The sequence below is a fragment of the Arachidicoccus ginsenosidivorans genome, from assembly GCF_007971385.1.
GTDB classification, from domain to species: Bacteria; Bacteroidota; Bacteroidia; order Chitinophagales; family Chitinophagaceae; genus Arachidicoccus; species Arachidicoccus ginsenosidivorans.
This window is the reverse complement of sequence record NZ_CP042434.1, coordinates 5,293,782-5,313,530: the sequence shown is the minus strand read 5'-3', so window position 1 is coordinate 5,313,530 and position 19,749 is coordinate 5,293,782. Positions and strand designations below refer to the sequence as shown.

General features: G+C 43.4%; 11 protein-coding genes. All 11 read left to right on the top strand.

Annotated features, from left to right (window positions below):
* Positions 1–8 precede the first annotated feature (8 nt).
* The 11 genes from FSB73_RS21230 to FSB73_RS21185 all read left to right on the top strand — a co-directional run bounded on the left by FSB73_RS21230 (position 9) and on the right by FSB73_RS21185 (position 19,726).
* Positions 9–2,396 (top strand): hypothetical protein, encoded by a 2,388-nt coding sequence (locus FSB73_RS21230; RefSeq protein ID WP_146786927.1) that lies wholly within the window; start codon positions 9–11, stop codon positions 2,394–2,396.
* Between the two features lie 106 nt (positions 2,397–2,502).
* The gene (locus FSB73_RS21225; protein WP_146786924.1) at positions 2,503–3,510 is read left to right on the top strand and encodes a hypothetical protein; all 1,008 of its coding nucleotides are present in this window, start codon (positions 2,503–2,505) and stop codon (positions 3,508–3,510) included.
* Positions 3,511–3,515: 5 nt separating this feature from the next.
* Positions 3,516–4,313, top strand: coding sequence for a right-handed parallel beta-helix repeat-containing protein (locus FSB73_RS21220; RefSeq protein ID WP_146786921.1), 798 nt, complete (start codon positions 3,516–3,518; stop codon positions 4,311–4,313).
* 267 nt (positions 4,314–4,580) lie between these two features.
* Positions 4,581–4,913, top strand: coding sequence for a glycoside hydrolase N-terminal domain-containing protein (locus FSB73_RS25845; protein WP_317132815.1), 333 nt, complete (start codon positions 4,581–4,583; stop codon positions 4,911–4,913).
* Positions 4,808–6,883, top strand: coding sequence for a glycosyl hydrolase family 95 catalytic domain-containing protein (locus FSB73_RS21215; protein ID WP_225974888.1), 2,076 nt, complete (start codon positions 4,808–4,810; stop codon positions 6,881–6,883). The genes FSB73_RS25845 and FSB73_RS21215 overlap by 106 nt, the downstream gene beginning before the upstream one ends.
* 236 nt (positions 6,884–7,119) lie before the next feature.
* On the top strand, positions 7,120–9,345 hold the full coding sequence (locus FSB73_RS21210) for a glycoside hydrolase family 20 protein (protein ID WP_262712409.1): 2,226 nt from the start codon (positions 7,120–7,122) through the stop codon (positions 9,343–9,345).
* A gap of 65 nt (positions 9,346–9,410) precedes the next feature.
* Entirely contained in the window at positions 9,411–11,330 is a 1,920-nt protein-coding gene (locus FSB73_RS21205) for a glycoside hydrolase family 97 protein (protein ID WP_225974245.1), read from the top strand.
* Between the two features lie 167 nt (positions 11,331–11,497).
* On the top strand, positions 11,498–13,903 hold the full coding sequence (locus FSB73_RS21200; protein WP_146786918.1) for a hypothetical protein: 2,406 nt from the start codon (positions 11,498–11,500) through the stop codon (positions 13,901–13,903).
* Between the two features lie 777 nt (positions 13,904–14,680).
* Entirely contained in the window at positions 14,681–16,189 is a 1,509-nt protein-coding gene (locus FSB73_RS21195) for a TonB-dependent receptor plug domain-containing protein (RefSeq protein WP_146786915.1), read from the top strand.
* Positions 16,186–17,511 carry a TonB-dependent receptor domain-containing protein gene (locus tag FSB73_RS21190; protein ID WP_158639649.1) on the top strand — a complete coding sequence of 442 codons (1,326 nt, stop codon included), beginning with the start codon at positions 16,186–16,188 and terminating at the stop codon, positions 17,509–17,511. The genes FSB73_RS21195 and FSB73_RS21190 overlap by 4 nt, the downstream gene beginning before the upstream one ends.
* 355 nt (positions 17,512–17,866) lie before the next feature.
* On the top strand, positions 17,867–19,726 hold the full coding sequence (locus FSB73_RS21185) for a RagB/SusD family nutrient uptake outer membrane protein (protein ID WP_146786909.1): 1,860 nt from the start codon (positions 17,867–17,869) through the stop codon (positions 19,724–19,726).
* Positions 19,727–19,749: the final 23 nt, after the last annotated feature.

The window sequence follows — 19,749 nt, the reverse complement described above, 5'->3', positions numbered from 1 at the left end:
GATATAATATGAACAGAAGCAAAGTATATACAATTTATAATAAACTGACCAGTCTGGTCGTCATCTTAGGAGGACTATTGGTGGCAAGCCCGATAACAGTGATCAGTCAGCCACTGAATAAATCAACTGCGGACGCCTTTCAGGTAGTGGATAATTTACTGCAACCGCTTCATGGGCGGTTAAAGGTGCAAATCGGCACCTATGATGGCACGCGTCTTATACATTCCTACAGCGCTACAAAGCAAGCCAGTGATTTGCCGGACGGGTGGCAGCTGGACTTAAAGGCCAGTCCGATCGCCAATCAGCCCGGTGTGATGGATCTGTCGGTCAGCTTTACACTTAAAAAAGGCATTTCCAGGCAAACGGCCGTAGGGCTGAGCGTTGATTTTTTAGATTGGCACCGGGAAAATTATGTTATGGTGCCAGCCATTGTTTATAACGGGAATCGATATACATCTATTGGCAAGGCCTACTCACCTGACTATCCGACTTCCATGTATTATAACCCCAATGTGCCGCTGACCATTTCCAATGACCCCCGCCTTCAAATTGAACCGGGCAAGCCGTCCTTAATTGAACTACAGACTGGCAATTGTGCGACCCCCGCTATGAGCTTTTATGCGCCGGGCAGTAATAGCAGCTTTATGATGTTGACCGATCAGCGCTCAAAATTTGGCAATCACGGCCTTTTTATTACAGAAAATGCTGCAGGTAATCAGAGCAGTTTTTCCATGACAGCCCCCGTTATGCGTAAACTAGCCACGGGCTTTGGCGATTTTCACCCCAGTGGGGACAAAGCACCCGACTGGAAGGCGGGTGACCAGCTTACGCTCCATGTTCGTCTATATGTACAAAATAAAAATGTACATAATATCCCAGAACTGTTACAATCCTTTATGGTACACAGAAAAGACCTGTCAGGACCAAATCATCCACGCAACTGGCTTCCCATGAGTTATAGTTTACAACTGGCCTCAACGATTTGTAGCAATAATTTTCGGGATTTGCCGGTAGGCAGTTACTATCTTCCCGAAAATAATAATGATTTTCAATTGGGTTGGGTCAGCGGCATGATCAATACCTTTCCCATGCTTGCCTTAAATAATGCAAAGGAAAGAAACAGGGTGATCAAAGAGCTGGATTTTGTTACCAGTAAACTACAGGGAGAAAGCGGCTATTTTTACGGCGGTATTACTGCTGATGGCAAATTACGGCCTGAAAAAATGAACCCGGCTTATCCTGAGCTGCAGGCGATGGTGCGCAAAAACTGTGACGCACTTCTATGGCTGGTAAAGCATATGATGCTTTTTAAAGCGGAGGGCTATGGCCAGCTGATTAATCCCCACTGGGAGCAGGCAACGAAAAAACTGGCTGCCGCTTTTACCAGGACCTGGAAAGCGCACGGACAGTTTGGTCAATATATCGTACCTAAAACGGGAGAGATTGCTGTGTATAACTCCACGGCCGGCGCCATTGCCCCAGCTGGCCTGGCGCTTGCGGCTGCTTATTTTAAGCGTCCTGAGTGGCTGGAAGTGGCTATACAGGCCGCTGATTATTATTATCAAAGAGATGTTGTTAGTCAGGGACTAACCGGTGGCCATTGTGGCGATATTTCCATGGACGCCGATTCAGAGTCTGCCTTTGGTTTTCTGGAATCGCTGATGGCCCTTTATCATTATACCAGAGACAAAAGCTGGCTTAAAAAAGCAGAAGTCCAGGCGGCGCTTTGCGCCACCTGGACGCTCTCTTATGACGCAGTATTCCCTAAAAACAGCCAAATAGCAAGGTTAAACTGCCATATGGCAGGGGCGGTCTTTGCCAGTATTCAAAACAAGCATGCCGCTCCAGGTATTTGCACTTCCTCCGGTGATTACCTGTTCAAACTCTACCGGGCTACCGGCAATCCGCTCTATGCAGATCTGATCCGAGATATCCAGCATGCACATGCAGAGGCGGTAAATGTTCCCCCCAGTCATATTACAACGGGTAATCTGCCCGGCTCCAGTATGGAACGTATTCAGCCCAGTGATGCAGAAGGCTGGGGGAGCGTGGGTAATTTTATCAATACGAGAAACTCGTGGACAGAGACCAATGGTATGTTGATGGATATTGAGTTACCCGGAATTTATTTACTAACCGATAAGCAAACACTCAGGGTGTTTGATCATGTAGAGGCTAAGGTGCTGATGTCTGACAAAAAAATAGTTAAACTGAGCATCCATAATCCAACAAAATTTGACGCCTCTGTGGCCGTATTTGCGGAGACCAGTCGGCAAGCCAGCCGGCCGCTAGCCTATACCGCCTTTGTAAAATGGCCTAAAGTGGCTGTAAAGGCCGGGGCAACGATTAGCGTTCAGGTAAATAAAGCCTCAGGAGCGGCCCAGGTGATCCATTAATATTTACAACGATGAAGGACTCAAAAAGATTTTCGGGCAATGCCCGCATCTGGCGGATTCAAAAGGTCGCTTTGTTTATCATGACCTGCCTGTTTGTACTAGGCAGGTGGCTTTATATGCCCAGGCGAGTCATAAAAGGGAAGTGATTAAAGCCCGGGAATATCAGATAAGGCCAAATACAGGGCAAGACCAGACAGTCGCCCTGCAAAAAGTGATCCGTAAAATCCAGGCCATAAATCATCCGGTTACCCTTGTCTTTGAACCTGGGCAGTATGATTTTTACTATAAGACAGCCACCCAGGCGCCCTATTATATCTCCAATACCTCCGGCAAAGAAGAGCTAGATACGGAGGTGAAGACCATTGCCATCTTGCTAAAGGATATCAAAGGATTGACTATTGAAGGTAACGGCGCTTTGTTTATGTTGCATGGCAAGATGACATCTTTGGTGGCGGACAATTGTAGAGACCTGACGATTCATAACCTGCAATTTGATTACGCAAGGCCCACCATGTCTGAATTTACCCTAACAGCCGTAACAAATGATTACATAGATGTAAAGGTTAACCCAGACAGCTGGTACCGGATCAAAGACAGTATATTGTACTGGTATGGTGAAAACTGGGATGGTGAAAAAACACCGCCTCGGCTATTTACCTGTGTATATACCCCTGTGGATAGTGCGCTTCATTTTGTAAATGCGGGCTGGAAGCGCCTGACGCAGGCTAAACGCGCCGCTGAAATCGGTGAAAATAAAGTCCGGTTTTACCAGAATAAACACACAGGCGACAAATTGGGCGGCGCGGTAGGAGATGTATACACGGTTCGTGATATTACCAGAGATGAAGTGGGGCTATTTTTGTTACAATCAAAAAATATTCGACTGGACAACGTGCAAATGCATTTTATGCATGGCCTGGGCATCGTATCGCAGTTTTGCACAAACCTCCATTTTAATCATCTGCGCTGTGCACCCCGTAGCCAAACCGATAGGATCTGTGCCAGTACAGCGGATATGGCCCACTTTAGCGGCTGTAATGGCAAGATTACCGTAGAGAACTCCTTTTTAGCGGCGCACATGATGATCCGATCAATATCCATGGTACCCATTTAAGAATTATGCAGCAACTGCCGGGAGATAAGCTTATTGTTCGCTTTATGCACCACCAGACCTATGGCATTCAGGTGTATGCCGAGGGAGACAGTGTTGATTTTATCAGCGCCAAGACGCTGCTGCCTTACGCAACCCGTGTGGTAACGGCTTACAAAAGGTTGAGTGAATATGAAATTGAATTACAATTAAATGAAGCCCTGCCTGCTAATATTGAGGCGCAGGATTGCCTGGAAAATACCACCAGAACACCTGGAGTCGTTATCCGTGGCAATTATTTTGAACGTACACCCACCAGAGGACTATTAGTTACTACCAGGAAAAAAGTGTTGATTGAAGACAATATCTGGTTTAAAACCGGGATGTCTGCAATCCTTATTGCGGATGATGCCAATAACTGGTATGAATCAGGGCTGGTCCGGGATATGACCATCCGGGGCAATACTTTTATTGGTTGCGGACAGCCAGTCATTCATATTGCCCCGGAAAATAAATTGCTTGTGCCAGGCAAATTTGTACACCACAACATACATATTACCCAAAATATTTTTAAGATAGAAGGAGGGGCTATTTTAAGTGCCAGAAGCGTGGGAGGCCTTCAATTCACAAACAATAAAATCCTACCCTTAAATGCTGCATTAAAGGCTGCGGGTGGCAGTCTTATTGCAGTTGACGGCTGCTCGGGCGTCGTCGTTCTGGGGAATAAGCTGCCCAAAGGAGTAGACGGTTCAGTAAAGACCGCTGAAATGGAGGCATCCAAGCTAAATTTGACTTCTGATTGGCAGATCATCAAAAAGAAACAATAAGCAGCAATGAGCAGCAATAAGTAGGCGAACTTTAAGGTATATTTGAATTTTAGATATCACCCTTAATAAGCGGCTGCGCGGTTTTATTAAACGGCGGTATTGATTATCTTTGGAGCAGGCTAGCAGTGCACGAGGCATTATTGGCGTTTTTCCGGTCAATTTATTACGACAAACAAGAAGCAGAAAACAAACGAGCAAGCAAGTAAAGAAAGAAACAAGCAGGCAAGCAAGCGAAGCTCATAATACTTACAAATACGCACATTCAATATGAAGCAATTATTATTAAGTACATTAATGCTCATTTTTAGTATTCCCATGCTTTATTCTGGTTATTCTGGTAATACAGGTAATAAGGGAAATTCAAATAATAAAAATCAAGATGGAACCCACCAGTTATGGTATAGCCACCCGGCCATTAAATGGGATCAGAACGGCCTGCCCATAGGCAACGGCCGCATGGGCGCTATGATGATGGGGGGATTGAAGATGATAATATTCAATTTAATGAACAAAGTCTATGGAGCGGGGATAATAATTGGGATGGAGATTATAAGACCGGAGACCATGGTTTTGGGTCTTATCGCAATTTTGGGGAACTAGGCGTTCATTTTGAACCGCCTGTTCAGCACTCGGACGCTGTAAGCGCTGCCTCGGATTATAAGCGCAGTTTAGACCTGCTAACCGGCATCTACCACCTCACGTTTCACCAGGGTGGGACGCTATATAAGAGAGAAGCATTTGCCAGTCATCCAGATCAGGTGATGGTCTTTCGCTATACGGCTAGCAAAAAAGGTAGATTATCCGGACATATAACGCTTTGGTCTGCACAGGGAGCCAGGGCAAAGATAAATGCTGCGGCAGATGGATTGACCTTTACAGGCATAATGCCCAACCAGCTCAAATATGCAGCAAAGGCAGTGATAAAAACAGTAGGAGGGCAAGTTATAAAGCCCACAACCGGCAGTAACGGCGCAGATAGTGTACTGCGCTTTAAGGATTGTCAGTCTATTACCATTTATTTGGATGCCCGGACAAATTATAAGCCGGATTATACGGCTGGCTGGCGCGGTGCAGATCCATTGCCTGTTATAGAAAAGGAGCTGCATGCTGCCCGGGAGAAAACATATAGTCAATTGCGCACTGCTCATATAAAGGATTTTTCGGCGCTGGCCGCGGATGCGCGTATTCAGTTTGGGCAAACAGCCCCGGCTGTTTTAGCGCTTCCAACCGACAAACGCAAAGAAAAATATGCCGCAGGCGGACAAGATCCTGATCTGGAACAATTGGTGTTTCAGTATGGAAGGTATCTACTGATCAGTTGCTCCAGACCGGGCGGATTGCCGGCTAATTTGCAAGGTCTCTGGAATAATAGCAATACACCGGCCTGGGCCAGTGATTACCATAATAATATCAATATTCAAATGAATTACTGGGGCGCAGAATCAACCGGGCTCTCCGCTTGTCAGATTCCCCTTATTGATTTTATTCTCGCACAGGCGGAGCCTTGTAGAATTGCGACCCGTAAAGCCTTTGGCGTTAAGACCAGGGGGTGGACAGCAAGAACCAGTCAGAGTATATTTGGCGGCAATGGCTGGGAGTGGAATATTCCTTCCAGTGCCTGGTACGCGCAACATGTATATGAACATTGGGCTTTTACCATGGATAAAACCTATTTAAAAGATACCGCTTATCCCATGGTAAAGGAGATCTGTAATTTCTGGGAAGACAGATTAAAGGAGCGTCCAGATGGTTTGCTGGTAGTGCCTAACGGCTGGTCACCGGAGCATGGGCCAAGGGAAGATGGTGTTATGATGGATCAACAGTTGGTCTGGGACCTCTTTCAAAATTATCTGGATATGGCTCGTGCGCTCAATATAGATAAGGATTATCAGATAAAAATAGCCGATATGCAACGCCGGCTTGCACCCAATAAGATAGGGAGCTGGGGCCAGCTGCAGGAATGGCAGGAGGATAAAGATGATCCCAATGATCAACACCGACATACTTCGCATCTGTTTGCAGTTTATCCTGGTCGTCAGATTAGCCCGACTAAGACACCTAAACTTGCCAAGGCCGCGATTATTTCCCTTAGAAGTAGAAGTGGCAATTATGGCAAAAATAAAAATACCAAATTTACGGTAGAGTCCACCATTGGCGATAGCCGCAGGTCCTGGACCTGGCCCTGGCGCTGCGCGCTTTGGGCCAGACTGGGAGATGGTAACAAAGCAGGCATTATGATCCGAGGCTTGCTAAAATATAACATGTTTGATAATTTATTCGCAACACATCCACCCTTTCAGATTGACGGCAATCTGGGCATAACAGGCGCTATGGCTGAAATGTTACTCCAAAGCCAGACGGGAGAGATTAATTTGTTGCCAGCTTTGCCAGACAGCTGGAAACCGGCTGGATATTTTATAGGCCTAAAAGCACGCGGCGGGTTTACGGTAGACTGTACTTGGAAAAATGGCAAAGTCACTCATTATAAAATCTATGCTAAAAACAGCCAAAAGGTAAAATTACGTATTAATGGAAAGCTGCAGGAAATTATGTCAATAGCCCAAAAATAAGTACCAAAGGCAATACTAGACAAAGGCCCTATACACATAATACTTTTCAATATACAATACCATACAATACCAAACAAAATAATATTATTTATGATGATACGTTCAAAACTTGTTAGCTGTTTATTTTTACTATTGTCCATAGGTCTTGTGTCGGCGGGGATGGCGCAATCTGTTTCACAGTCAACCATTTCGATCATACCGATACCTGCTCATTTAAGGCAGACTCCAGGCCTTTTTTGCTGGACGGTAGGGTTAAAGTGGCTATCCAGGCACCAGGGCATATAAAAGAGGTGACTGCAGTAGCCCGCTTCTTTACACATGCGGTAGACCAATTAAGCGGGGAACAACTCCAAATGGTGCAGACTGGTCAGCAGTCCTTAAATGGGAAAATTATTTATTTTAAACTTGCAAAGACGCCGTCTGTAGGAGCGGAAGGCTATCAACTCTTAGTAACGCCTGAAGCGATCCATTTACAGGCTAATCAGCCAAGAGGGCTTTTCTATGGCATCCAGTCGTTATTGCAAACAATGCCCAAGATTCGTACCAATCAGCTGCTGCGTATTCCCTGTATGGAAATAAAAGATTCGCCCAGTTTTAGATGGCGGGGTATGATGCTGGATGTCAGTCGCCATTTTTTTGCACCGGAATTGGTCAAAGAATTTATCGATCTGCTGGCTACTTATAAAATGAATACCTTTCATTGGCACCTGGTGGATGGTGCTGGTTGGCGTATTGAAATTAAAAAATATCCCAAATTAACTTCCCAGGCGGCCTGGAGAGTGGATGATTTTGATCAGGTATGGAACTGGTCAGATATAAAGTTTAACCGTAACCCGGACTCAGCCACCTATGGGGGCTATTATACGCAGGATCAGATCCGGGATATTGTCACCTACGCCGCAAAACGCTATATCACTATTGTCCCGGAAATAGAAATGCCAGGCCATTCAGAGGCTGCTATGGCAGCTTACCCTGAGTTTTCCTGTTTACCACATAAAAGCAGCTTTAAGCAAAGCGGCAATTTCTATGCGCACACAACCCAGTCTAATTACTGCCCGGGTAATGATAGTGCCTTTATATTTATTGAAAACGTACTTAAAGAGGTAATGGCTCTTTTTCCTTCCAAATATATCCATGTTGGAGGCGACGAAGTGGATAAAACAAGCTGGAAGAATTGTCCTTTGTGCCAGGCCAGAATGAAAAAAGAAGGCCTTAAAACCGAAGAAGAGCTACAGAGTTATTTTATGCAAAGAATCGAACGCTTTTTGAATGCGAATGGCCGTAAAATGATTGGTTGGGATGAAATTCTGGAAGGGGGATTAGCCCCGCAGGCAACGGTTATGAGCTGGCGCGGTGAATCTGGCGGTATTAAGGCCGCACAGATGGGCCACGACGTCGTCATGAGCCCGGGAACACCGCTCTATTTTGATCACTATCAGGGTGACCCAGCTAGCGAACCCAGGGCTATCGGAGGCTTTAATACCCTGAAAATGGTCTATAATTATAAGCCGGTTCCCGCACAGTTAAGCCAGGCAGAGGCCAGCCATGTACTCGGCGCTCAGGCCAATCTCTGGACAGAATATATTCCCACTTATGAACAGGTTGAGTATATGATACTGCCACGCATGTTGGCCTTGTCTGAAGTGCTTTGGAGCCCGGAGTCAGTAAGAAACTGGAAAGACTTTAACAGGCGATTAAGACCGCAACTGGTAGGCTTTGCACAAAAAGGACTGCATTACAGTAAGGGTAACTTTAAAGTAGATATTAAACCAGAAAACAAAAATGGCCAACTGATGCTCAGCCTGGAAACAGAGAATGAAAACGGGGTCATTTATTATACCACCGATGGTACTGAACCGACCACTGGTAGTACGTGCTATACGGCGCCCTTTTTAGTGGATCACTCCATGCGCGTAAAAGCTGGACTTGCCATTAATCACTCCATGGTCAAAGCCCCCGCGGCCACCCGTACATTTACTTTTAACAAGGCTACGGGAAAATCAGTTAAGTATGTGCATTTAAATAGCAAGTACTATCCCGCTAATGGACTAGCGACACTTACCGATGGCATGCGAGGTACAACAGAGATTGGTCATCAGTGGCACGCATTTAGCGGTCAGGATATGATCGCTCAAATTGATTTTGGGCAAACAACTACTGCCGGTTATATGGCGCTTGGTTGCCTGCAACAGTATGATCAATGGATATTTTACCCAAAATGGGTCAAATTTGAAGTGTCCATGGATGGTAAGAACTTTAAAGTGGTTGCTACCATAGATAATACGGTGCCAACGACAGATCGGGCTGGTCAATTTAAAGATTTTAGCGCAAAATTTTCTACGCAAAGTTTTAGGTACCTGCGGGTTACCGCCAAAAATCTGGGCGAATGTCCAGCCGGACATCCTGGTGCCGGCAAGCCGGGTAGCGCCTGGTTATTTTGTGATGAGATTATCGTGCAATAAAAAGCCAACACTTAAAAACTTGACAGGCCTAAAGAACCGGCCGTAATCGTCTTTCCAATAAAAAAATGAGAAAGCATTATTTTAAAACCAATAAAATGTTCAAGATCTTCCCCCTTTTAATTTCGGTATTAATGGTTGGCCCCTTAAGTGCGCAGTCTACTGAGCGGTTAAATTCACCAGATGGTAAGATTTCCTTTCAGTTAAAAATAACGGATAAAGGTGAAATGCAATACAGTGTGGCCTATAATCAAAAGGAGGTTATTAATAATGGCGTTATGGGCGTTAACGGTTGGAAAAGCGGCGTTTTAGTAAAGTCAGTCCGGCAAACAAAAAACAATAGTTGGTGGAAACCGGTTTATGGGGAAAGAAGCCGTGTGCAGGATCACTATTATGGCAAAACCTTTATTTTAGCAAAAACAGATCATTCAGGACAGCGCATGCAATTGGAAGTCAGGGCCTATAATGAAGGGCTGGCCTTTCGTTACGGATTTGCTGGTAAAAGCAAATCAGGTAAGGAAATGACCATTCAAAAAGATCTGACGACCTATACATTGCCAGCGGGTACCAGGGCCTGGTTTACCAGCCACGCGCAGGGTGCCTATACACTACTTCCCCTTACCAAATGGCCGTCAGAGGCGGAGCGCCCACTGACGCTGGAATTAAAAAATGGTGTTTATGCTGCTTTAATGGAAGCAGAAGTGGTTAATTATTGCCGTACAAAATACAAACTGGATAAAAACAGCGTAAATACCATTGCGTGCTCTATGTTTGAACCTGTTACGAAAAAAGAGCCTTTTACCACACCATGGCATGTCATTATGGTGGCAAACCGACCTGGGAATTTATTACAAAACAATGACTTGATCCTAAATCTGAACCCGCCTTGCAAAATCGCAAATACCAGCTGGATTAAACCCGGTAAAGTGATTAGAGAAACGACCCTTTCTACTGATGGCGCCCTAAAACTAATTGATTTTGCGGTGAAACGCCACTTGCAGTATATTCATTTTGATGCTGGCTGGTATGCCAGGGAGGAAGACCCGAACGCCGATGCCTCCAGGGTAAATGTGGATCCTCGTCGCAATCCTGTTAATGATCTGGATTTATTAAAAGTAATCAAATATGGTAAACAAAATGGAATTGGCGTGCTTTTATATGTCAATCATCTGGCCCTGGAAAAACAATTGGATACCTTGTTGCCACTGTATGAAAAGTGGGGTGTTGCTGGTATTAAGTTCGGCTTTGTTAATGTGGGGTCCTTAAAAGCGAATGAGTGGATAATACAGGCCGTTAAAAAGTGCGCTAAATACCATTTGATGGTGGATATTCATGATGAATACCGTCCAACCGGATTTAGCAGGACTTACCCCAATTTATTAACCCAGGAAGGTGTCCGGGGCAATGAAGAGATGCCGGAAGCCAGTAATAATGCAGTACTGCCATTTACCAGATTCTTATGCGGCGCAGCCGATTATACCATTTGTTATTATCACCGCCCGTCCCTGAAACCAGCCTTAGCTAAGAGCATGAATGCTCGTGTACTGAAAACGACCGCAGGGCAGCAACTGGCGCTCTCTGTGATCTACTACAGCCCATTTCAATTTCTGTATTGGTATGACAGTCCAAAAGATTCAAAGGATGAACCGGAATTAGCCTTTTTTGACAAAGAAGCGACTGTCTGGGACGACACTAAAGTGTTAGATGGCGCCATAGGTCAGTATGCGGTCATCGCCCGCAGAAGCGATAAAGACTGGTTTATAGGCGCCATGACAAATAATGATGCGCGAACACTCAACATCGATTGCCATTTTCTACCGGAAGGTAAAAAATATCTTGCCACTATTTATTATGACGATCCCACTTCACCAGTCAGGACAAAGGTTTCCATTAAGAAAATTATTGTGGATGCAAATACTAAATTGGAGGTTTCTCTATTAGCCTCTGGAGGACAGGCTATCTGGATGACTCCTGTTAAGGAAAAATAAGGCTCCATGGGGCATATAAATGCAGATTCAATGAAGACGTTAAAATAACATCGGTATCTGTCAATGTAGGACTTGTACGCTGAGACTATTTATTCAACCTTTACTTGGGTTTTAGGTAAGAATGGACCATTATAGTTTGTAATTTGAATAAAAGTAATCCAGTGTTGATGCAAAAAATAAAATGGATAGCCTGTCTGGTTTTTATGCTATGTGGCAGGTGGCTGTACGCCGTTGAATTAAAAACAAGTAATGTCAAAGTTGAACTAAATGACAAGGGTTATTACACCTCCATTGAGGTAAACGGCCAGCAGATTTTAAGTGCCGGTAACTATCCGATCGTTTCCGCGGTAGCGCATGATAAAATCATACTACCTCATCGCTTAACAGTTGTGGGTGACAAGTTTATGCTGGTGATGGACGACAATCAGGAGATAACCTTACTGATAAAGCAGCAAAAGGCGGCCATTACTTATGAAATCAGTGAGGTGCCTGCTGATTATAACGTTGTTGTATTTGGCCCTTTAAAAGTAAAGTTACATGAAGTGGTAGGGGAAGTCGTTGGTGTGGTGCAGGCAGGGACCATCGCTTTTGGTATGCAGGCCCTTAATATTAAAACAATTGGAGGCATCTTTCGACCCTATGCAGCTGCATATGGTTCTAAGTTTAGTTATGCAGGTGAGAATACGGATCTTTCTGTTGCCAGTGCACCTTATTACGATTTTGCGGTAGCTGACACCAAAGATGGCGCTGTTTTCCAACTCTCGGCTAAGAATCGTACTAAACGTAGCTATGAAAAGGTAAACCAGGTGGCCCATGCAATGGTACTGCCTCTACAGGGCAGTGACGGGCAGATTAAAGGTGCTAAAATTGCGCTATTCGGGGATCAGCGAAGCCAGATCTTAAATAGGATCGGTAAAGTGGAGATTGAACAAGGGTTGCCACATCCTATCATTGAAGGCGAGTGGGGGAAAATTTCAAGGGATGCCATGCGCTCCTATATGATTACGGATTTTTCTAAGGACAACCTGGATTTTGTCTTAGATAAAACGGCGCTTGCTGGTTTTAAAACCCTATATCACCCTGGTGCATTTAAGACATGGGGGCATTTTGAGTGGAATCCCTCTTTGTCTACTACAGGAGATGCCGGCATTAAGGCTTTGGTGGAAAAGGCAGCTAAAAAAGGCATTCAATTGGGTGTACATACCCTGTCAAATTTTATGACCACCAATGATTCCTATATTACACCAATACCCAGTAAGCATTTACTAAAACAAGGTATTCTTAAGCTGACTAGCGGACTGGATAGCGAACAAACATCTTTTGAGATAGCTACTACCGGTCTTTTTGATGTGCCACTTACCTTGAATGCCTTACAAATAGGAGATGAACTAATCACTTTTGGTAAAGCAGAAAAACGTGGGGCTGTTATAGAACTCAGCGGGTGCACCAGGGGGGCTTTTGGGACAACCAGAGCAGTGCACCAAAGCACAGAACCACTGTACAAATTATGGGATTATCCATACCGGACTTTGTTTTCGGATTTGGAACTACAGGACAGCTTTTCTAATCGTCTGGCAGATATCTTCAATCATACCGGGCTGAAACAGATTTCTTTTGATGGATTGGAGGGATGCACTTATACCGGACAGGATGATTATGCGACCTCCAGATTTGTTAGTGGGTTTTACAGTGCGCTTAAAGACAAACAAAATCTTATTAATGATGCCAGCAGGCTAAGCCATTACCTGTGGCATATCCATACAAGGATGAACTGGGGCGAGCCTTGGGGGGAAGAGATGCGCAAAGGTCAGGTGGAAAATCGAATTAAAAATCAGGCTTATTTTAAACGCAATTTGTTCCCAAGGATGCTGGGATGGTTTCTTATCCGGTTGGCTGATCGTAAATTTGAAGCAACTTCACTGGAAGATCTGGAGTGGGCATTATCAGAGTCGGCTGGATTTGACGCAGGATATGCAATGAGTATCAGTGTAGTAACCCTAAAAAAGCATGGCCAGATTGATACGCTGCTGGAGGCTATGAAAAACTGGGATTATTTACGCTACCATAACGTTTTCACAGAAGCGCAAAAGCAAAAAATAAAAGACCCAGACAGCGAGTGGCACTTGGAGAAAGTTGATGCCAAAAACTTTCTATTGTATCCAATGTTTATTTCTGAAAGGTATCAGCTTTCCCTCTCAGAGATGCAGCCTGGTCAACCTGGAGGTGCAGACTGGACCTGGAGGAGTCCCAATGAAAGTCATTTTGGCCTGCGGATTAAAGTAGAAGGTGAGGGAGGTATCGCTAATCCCTCCATTAGAACACCACTGGGCACTCTGAAAATTATCGGAAAAGCAACAGCCGGACAATACATATTACTTAACCGCCAAGGCAAAGCTATTTTGACTGATAAAAATTACAATACAATTTCTACTTTGGATGTCCAGGGTAAGGCACTACTGCCTAAAGGCAATTGTGCCGTTTCCTTTGGCTGCGAGGTGGAAGGCGATACCAAACCAGACCTGGTTATCAGATATGAGACCTGGCAGTCGCCTGAGAAAATAACCTGCCCATAAATTCAAAATAGGTAAAGAGAGCAGTTGATATGTATACGTAAAGATTAATGATCGTATTGGCTAAATATCATGTGTTGCCAGAAAATAGCTTTATTGAATGGGGTGGGCAAAGGTTCAAGTTGAATGGCAAATCCAACAATGTAAATTCAAATAAAAAATTTCAATGGTTGTGCAAAAATAACATTAGTTATTGTCAAATTCGTTGTTGGATATGGGGGCTGAGGAATTATCTTTGTTTAAATCTAAAGGGAATTATTGAGATGTAAAGTAATCCATACAATTAAAACTCAAAGATTAAGTAATTGCATTTCATTGTTTGTAAGTTTTAATAATTGTTAAGGAAAATGGTATAAAAGGAGCCTACTAGTTAGGCTCCTTTTTGTTCTTTGTTTTGCAGTTGTAAGCCATTATGTTGAAATTTATAATCAGCATAAACTTAGATTTGGTGGCTCGCGATTATCTGATCTTTAACTTCCAAATGATTGCGCTTAGTATGATCTAACAATACTCCAATAATTTATTAATTATTATTTTAAAAAAAAGGCCTATCATTTAATTTGATTGCATTGGGCAATAGTTTATTTGTGTAAATACTGTGTAATCAATTATTTACAAGAGCGAGCTGCAGTCAAAAAATCAAAAGTTAATAAAAGCAAAATAGCATTGGTAAAAATCAAATCTATTGTTGTTTGGCCCCTTGGTAGAGAATTACCTTTAACACGTCAATTAGAATTGATAAGATTAAACAAATTTTCCTAATTATTTAAAGTAAATACTATGACGCGGCTGCAAACTAAGTGTATTTTCTATGCAGTACTTATGTATTGCTTATTTTGCTTCTCTAATCAGACTTTTGCACAAACACAGTTGATTAAAGCAAGTGGAGTTGTCACTGGTAAAGATGGCAATATTCCACTTGCTGGAGCGACTGTTAAGCAAATTGGAGGGCAATCAGCTAAGACGCTTACTGATGTAAATGGAACCTTCGAAATGATGGTGCCATTAAAAAGTAAATTACAGATAACAATGGTGGGGTATAAACCTACTACTGTTGAAGTTCTTTCAACGGAGACCATGCATATTGTGATGGATTCAACCACAGAACTTTTAAATGACGTGGTGGTGATCGGTTATACCGAGCAAAAAAAGGAATTATTGACTGGAGCAGTGAGTGTTGTGGATGTCAAGCAATCAATGAAAGAATTGCCCCTGAACAGCGCTGCTGATTTATTAACGGGAAGGGTAGCCGGGGTGCATGTCAACACACAGCCAGGTCGGCCTGGAACGCAAAATTCCCTGTCCATTCGTACGGGATCGTCATTTAACAGTCAGCCAGTGCTTTATGTAATTGATGGAATGATAAGAGATGCGGGAACCTTCCAGACACTGGCACCCAATGAAATTGAGAGTATATCAGTGCTCAAGGACGCAGCATCTGCGGCTATTTATGGTGTTCGCTCAGATGGTGGCGTCATTGTGGTGACTACCAGCCGTGGTCATTATGGCACACCATCCATTAACTACAATTTTAATTATGCGGCTGATTTTGCAACCAGCAAAGTGCCGCTAACCAATTTATATCAATCTGGTTTACTGTCAAATCTGATGTATGAAAATTTAAATAGAATTGATCCCCGTATTTCAGCGACGCCACCGCAAGGAACTGCCTGGTCAGAAGATGAACTCGAATGGGCAAAGGCGCTTCCAAATCAGGGTTATGATGCACTGGACGCTGTATGGAATACCCCATTTATTATGAACCATGGCATTACTGTATCTGGCGGACAAAATAAGATTAAATATTTTGCGGCGGCTAATTATTATGACCAGGGCGGCTTTTTAAGTTCGACAGATTATAAAAAGTGGAATGTTCGCTTAAATGTAACCGCTGACATTACGCCAAATTTACAATTATATACGGGCCTTGCCATGTCTAATGCCTATACAGCATCTGCGCCCATCGAAGGTACAGATGCCACTTATACAAAGCTTAGGGCTTCTTTCAATAATATGCCGATTTATTCGGATGAGGGGGATCGGTATTTGACTTCTGGATGGGCCTATGGCAACCCATCAGCGGAAGCAAATGGATTAATAGGGTATCAACATAATAATAGCGTTGATCCACAGGCAAATATAAGTTTGACTTATAAAACCCCGTGGGTGGAAGGCTTAAGCTTTAAGGCCAGTTATATGGCCGACTGGGCCAGCTCGCATTATAAAGAGTATGATGCCCATGCCACCTTTTGGTTTCCTATATTTCAGGGGAAAATAATCATATCGTGAAAGCAGATGATGCAAGTCTGACAACGCAATTTACCAATACAAATTTCTGGGGATTATATTCGACCGCAGGTTGGAATAATAATTACCAGTTTGATTTACAAGCGTCTTATAATAGGGATTTTGGCAAACACCATGTAGATGCGGCGCTTGTTTTTGAAAACGCTAAGAGTACTCATAGCTCTATGTGGAATCAAAACCAGGGTTTCCCTGTTTTTCAGACGGATCAGTATTGGGCTGCCAATAGCGACCATAATGATATGTGGTCGGGAGGCGGTCCTGATTATACGACGGGTAGAGCTTCTTATATTGGACAAGTCAATTATTCTTATGCAGAAAAGTACCTGTTGAATTTATCTGTAAGAGAGGACGGCTCCATGTATTTTGCACCAAAGGAAAGGTGGGGCATATTTCCAGCTGCTTCTGCTGGCTGGATTATGAGCAAGGAGGATTTTTTGAAAGACAATAAAATAATCACAAAACTCAAATTAAGAGGATCCGTAGGTTTAACCGGTAATGACGCTGTGGTTTCCGGCTGGCAATGGCAACAGTCTTATCAATCAGGCAGTACCTATTTCTTTGGTGATCCGACACCATCAAACAATGTAGGGATTAAATATGGCTCACTTGTCAATCAGAATTTAACATGGGAGAAATCTCTAAGTTATAACATAGGATTTGATTATGAGCTAGTACATCACTTATCAGGATCTGCCAACTATTGGTTCAAACATACTTATGATATCCTGGGCTCCAGACAGAATTCACTGCCCACTACATTTAGCCTGTCTATGCCTCAGGAGAATTATGGTGTGATGAATGCACAAGGTGTTGATTTAACGGTGGGGTGGAAAGACAAAACCGGTGAGGTCTCCTGGTTTGCCATTCTAAATGCCTCTTACGGTTGGAATAAAGTTGTTAAAAAGGATTATCCTATCAGCTATCTGCCATGGCAGGTACCCGTTGGTAAAACCAGTAATTATATAGCAGGTTACACCTCTTATATTATTCGCACACAGGCGGATTTAGACCGATGGAATGCGGCCAATCCGGATTATGTCAATCCTGGTAATGGCAATACAGCCATTGGACTCGGTTCTATGGTATATGTAGATAGAAGTGGCCCCGATGGGAAACCTGACGGCGTGATCAATAATTACGATCAGAGCGTTTTATATAAAAATCCCAACCCTATTGTATATGGGCTTGATTTGGGGCTAACTGGAAAGGATTTTCCATCGAGGCCTTATTTAGCGGGCTGTTGCATAATCCCAAGAATTTCTCTGAACTCGCTGATTATTATGGCGGCCAGATGTGGAATATGAATTGGATGACTAATGCCTGGACCCGGAAAACCCAAATGCGCCGCTGCCGGCAGCCGTGCCTAGAGATTACCGGTCTTATTCCATTGGTAATAGCAGCTTTTGGTATCAGGATGCGAGCTTTATAAGGTTAAAAAGCTTAAATATTGGCTATACACTCCAATTTGATAACCCATTGGGCAATGCGATAAAATCAGTGAGGTTTTTCGCTTCCGGAACCAATTTGTTTTCAATTAGCAAATTCAAATATTGGGATCCTGAACTAAATCCTAGTTGGAGCGGTATAGGTTATCCAATTATGCGGACCATAAGTGGTGGTGTTAATGTTACTTTTTAGAAACGATAAAATTAATTTGACATGAATAATAAATTATTAAAAAGCGCAGCAATCGGTTTTTGTCTGGCGATTCTTATGGGATCCTCTTTTTGGGGGTGCAAACCAAGTCTGGACTTCCCCAATACTACGGCAATAAATCCAGACGCCGTATGGACTAGCGAGGCAATGATACAGGCCTATCTGGCGGATATCTATGCGAATTCGATGTCAGGCTGGAACTTTTATGCGGATAACAGTGATGAAGCCATGACACAGAATCCTACTGCCATGTCTTCTTATGATCAAGGAGTGAATATTACGGTATCCGGTGTGGGGATTTCGTTAAACTACACGAATATCGACAAGATAAATTTCATGTTGGCTCAGTTGGACAATGTTCCAGCCACCGTGTTGTCGCAGCAAAATAAAGATTTCCTAAGAGGGCAATGCCTTTTTTGGAGGGCTTGGGCCTATTGGGGCTATGTAAAAAAACTGGGCGGCGTACCGCTTATTACAAAACCACAGGACGTCACCAACCTTCCTTCCTTAAATGTGCCAAGAAGCCCAACTTCGGTTTGTATGGACACTATCATGTCAGATCTGAATACAGCCGCCGCCTTACTGCCACCCAAATGGAGCGGTAAGGATTATGGCAGAATTGACCAATCGGCTGCTTTGGCCTTTAAAGGAAGAATTGCATTATGGTATGCCAGCCCTTTATTTAACAGAAATAATGACAAATCTCGTTGGCAGGCAGCCTATGATGCCAATAAAGCGGCTCTTGATAAAGCAACTGCCTCTGGGTATAAATTGATGGCATCCTTTGATAAAATATGGCAGACAGCTGGTAGTGCCAATACGGAGGCCATTATTTTTAATAATTACTTTTATCCTGATCATGCCTATACGATGAATACACTAATGCCTTGGTGTGTGACCCAGGGAGATGCTTGTCGCTCCATGCAGCTAGCCTGGCAGGTATTAGCTTTCCCTCGCCTGGATGGTTCCTCAATGGCTATTGGTACACCAACTGGACTTGATACGACAAAATTGAAAACAGATCCAGCTTATAATGCGGCATTTTTTACTGACCTGGTTAAAAATATGGATCCGCGGTTTTATGCCTCCATTTTTGTTCCTGGAACCGCTTATCCAAGCATACAGGTTCCAGGTGGACAAAATCTTTGGATGGCCTACGGTGGTAGTTTTCCAAATTATAATGATTTAGGGAAATACCAGATGGGTAGTGCGAATGTGGGTATATACGGCGGCTTTTATCCGCTGAAAGCAGTTACCCCAGGTACCAATCAAATCACCTCCCAGCAACAAGGAGGGAATATCTGGATAGAACTCCGGTTTTCAGAAATTATTATGAACCTGGCAGAATGCGCAAATGAACTAGGTAACTACACCGAAGCGCTTAGTTTGATTGCTCAAATCAGGCAAAGGGCAGGTATTGCAAAGGGGGCTGGTACATATGGTTATGGTTTGGATGTTTATAACAATCAATCGGCTGTTAGAGAACTCATTATTAGAGAAAGAATGGCTGAGTTTGCACAGGAAGGCAAAAGATGGGGTGATTTAAGACGCTGGATGCGCTTTGATATATTAAACAAAGAGAAATATATGTCTCAGCTATTTTTCGTTCAAAACGCAGACCAACCTGAAGTGAATGCACAAACTGATTTTGACTGGACGCAAAATATTCAGACAGACGCGGTAAGAAAGAAATTTCACATAGAATTTGTGGCCAATGTTACTAATAATGCGATCAATACGTATAATTTGTCCCTAAATCATTGGTTTTATCCCATTGCCTTAAATGATTTTCAAAAGACCTTTAATAGTGATCCGAGTATGCAAAACAATGAATGGAATGGCACGTTTGATCCTTTGAAATAGCGGAGGTGATTTTATTTTGTTTA

Bases quoted from the DNA above. Each gene is read 5' to 3' on its own strand.
- FSB73_RS21230 (WP_146786927.1), top strand. From the start codon at position 9: ATGAACAGAAGCAAAGTATATACAATTTATAATAAACTGACCAGTCTG.
- FSB73_RS21220 (WP_146786921.1), top strand. From the start codon at position 3,516: ATGCAGCAACTGCCGGGAGATAAGCTTATTGTTCGCTTTATGCACCAC.
- FSB73_RS25845 (WP_317132815.1), top strand. From the start codon at position 4,581: ATGAAGCAATTATTATTAAGTACATTAATGCTCATTTTTAGTATTCCC.
- FSB73_RS21205 (WP_225974245.1), top strand. From the start codon at position 9,411: ATGAGAAAGCATTATTTTAAAACCAATAAAATGTTCAAGATCTTCCCC.
- FSB73_RS21200 (WP_146786918.1), top strand. From the start codon at position 11,498: ATGCAAAAAATAAAATGGATAGCCTGTCTGGTTTTTATGCTATGTGGC.
- FSB73_RS21195 (WP_146786915.1), top strand. From the start codon at position 14,681: ATGACGCGGCTGCAAACTAAGTGTATTTTCTATGCAGTACTTATGTAT.
- FSB73_RS21185 (WP_146786909.1), top strand. From the start codon at position 17,867: ATGAATAATAAATTATTAAAAAGCGCAGCAATCGGTTTTTGTCTGGCG.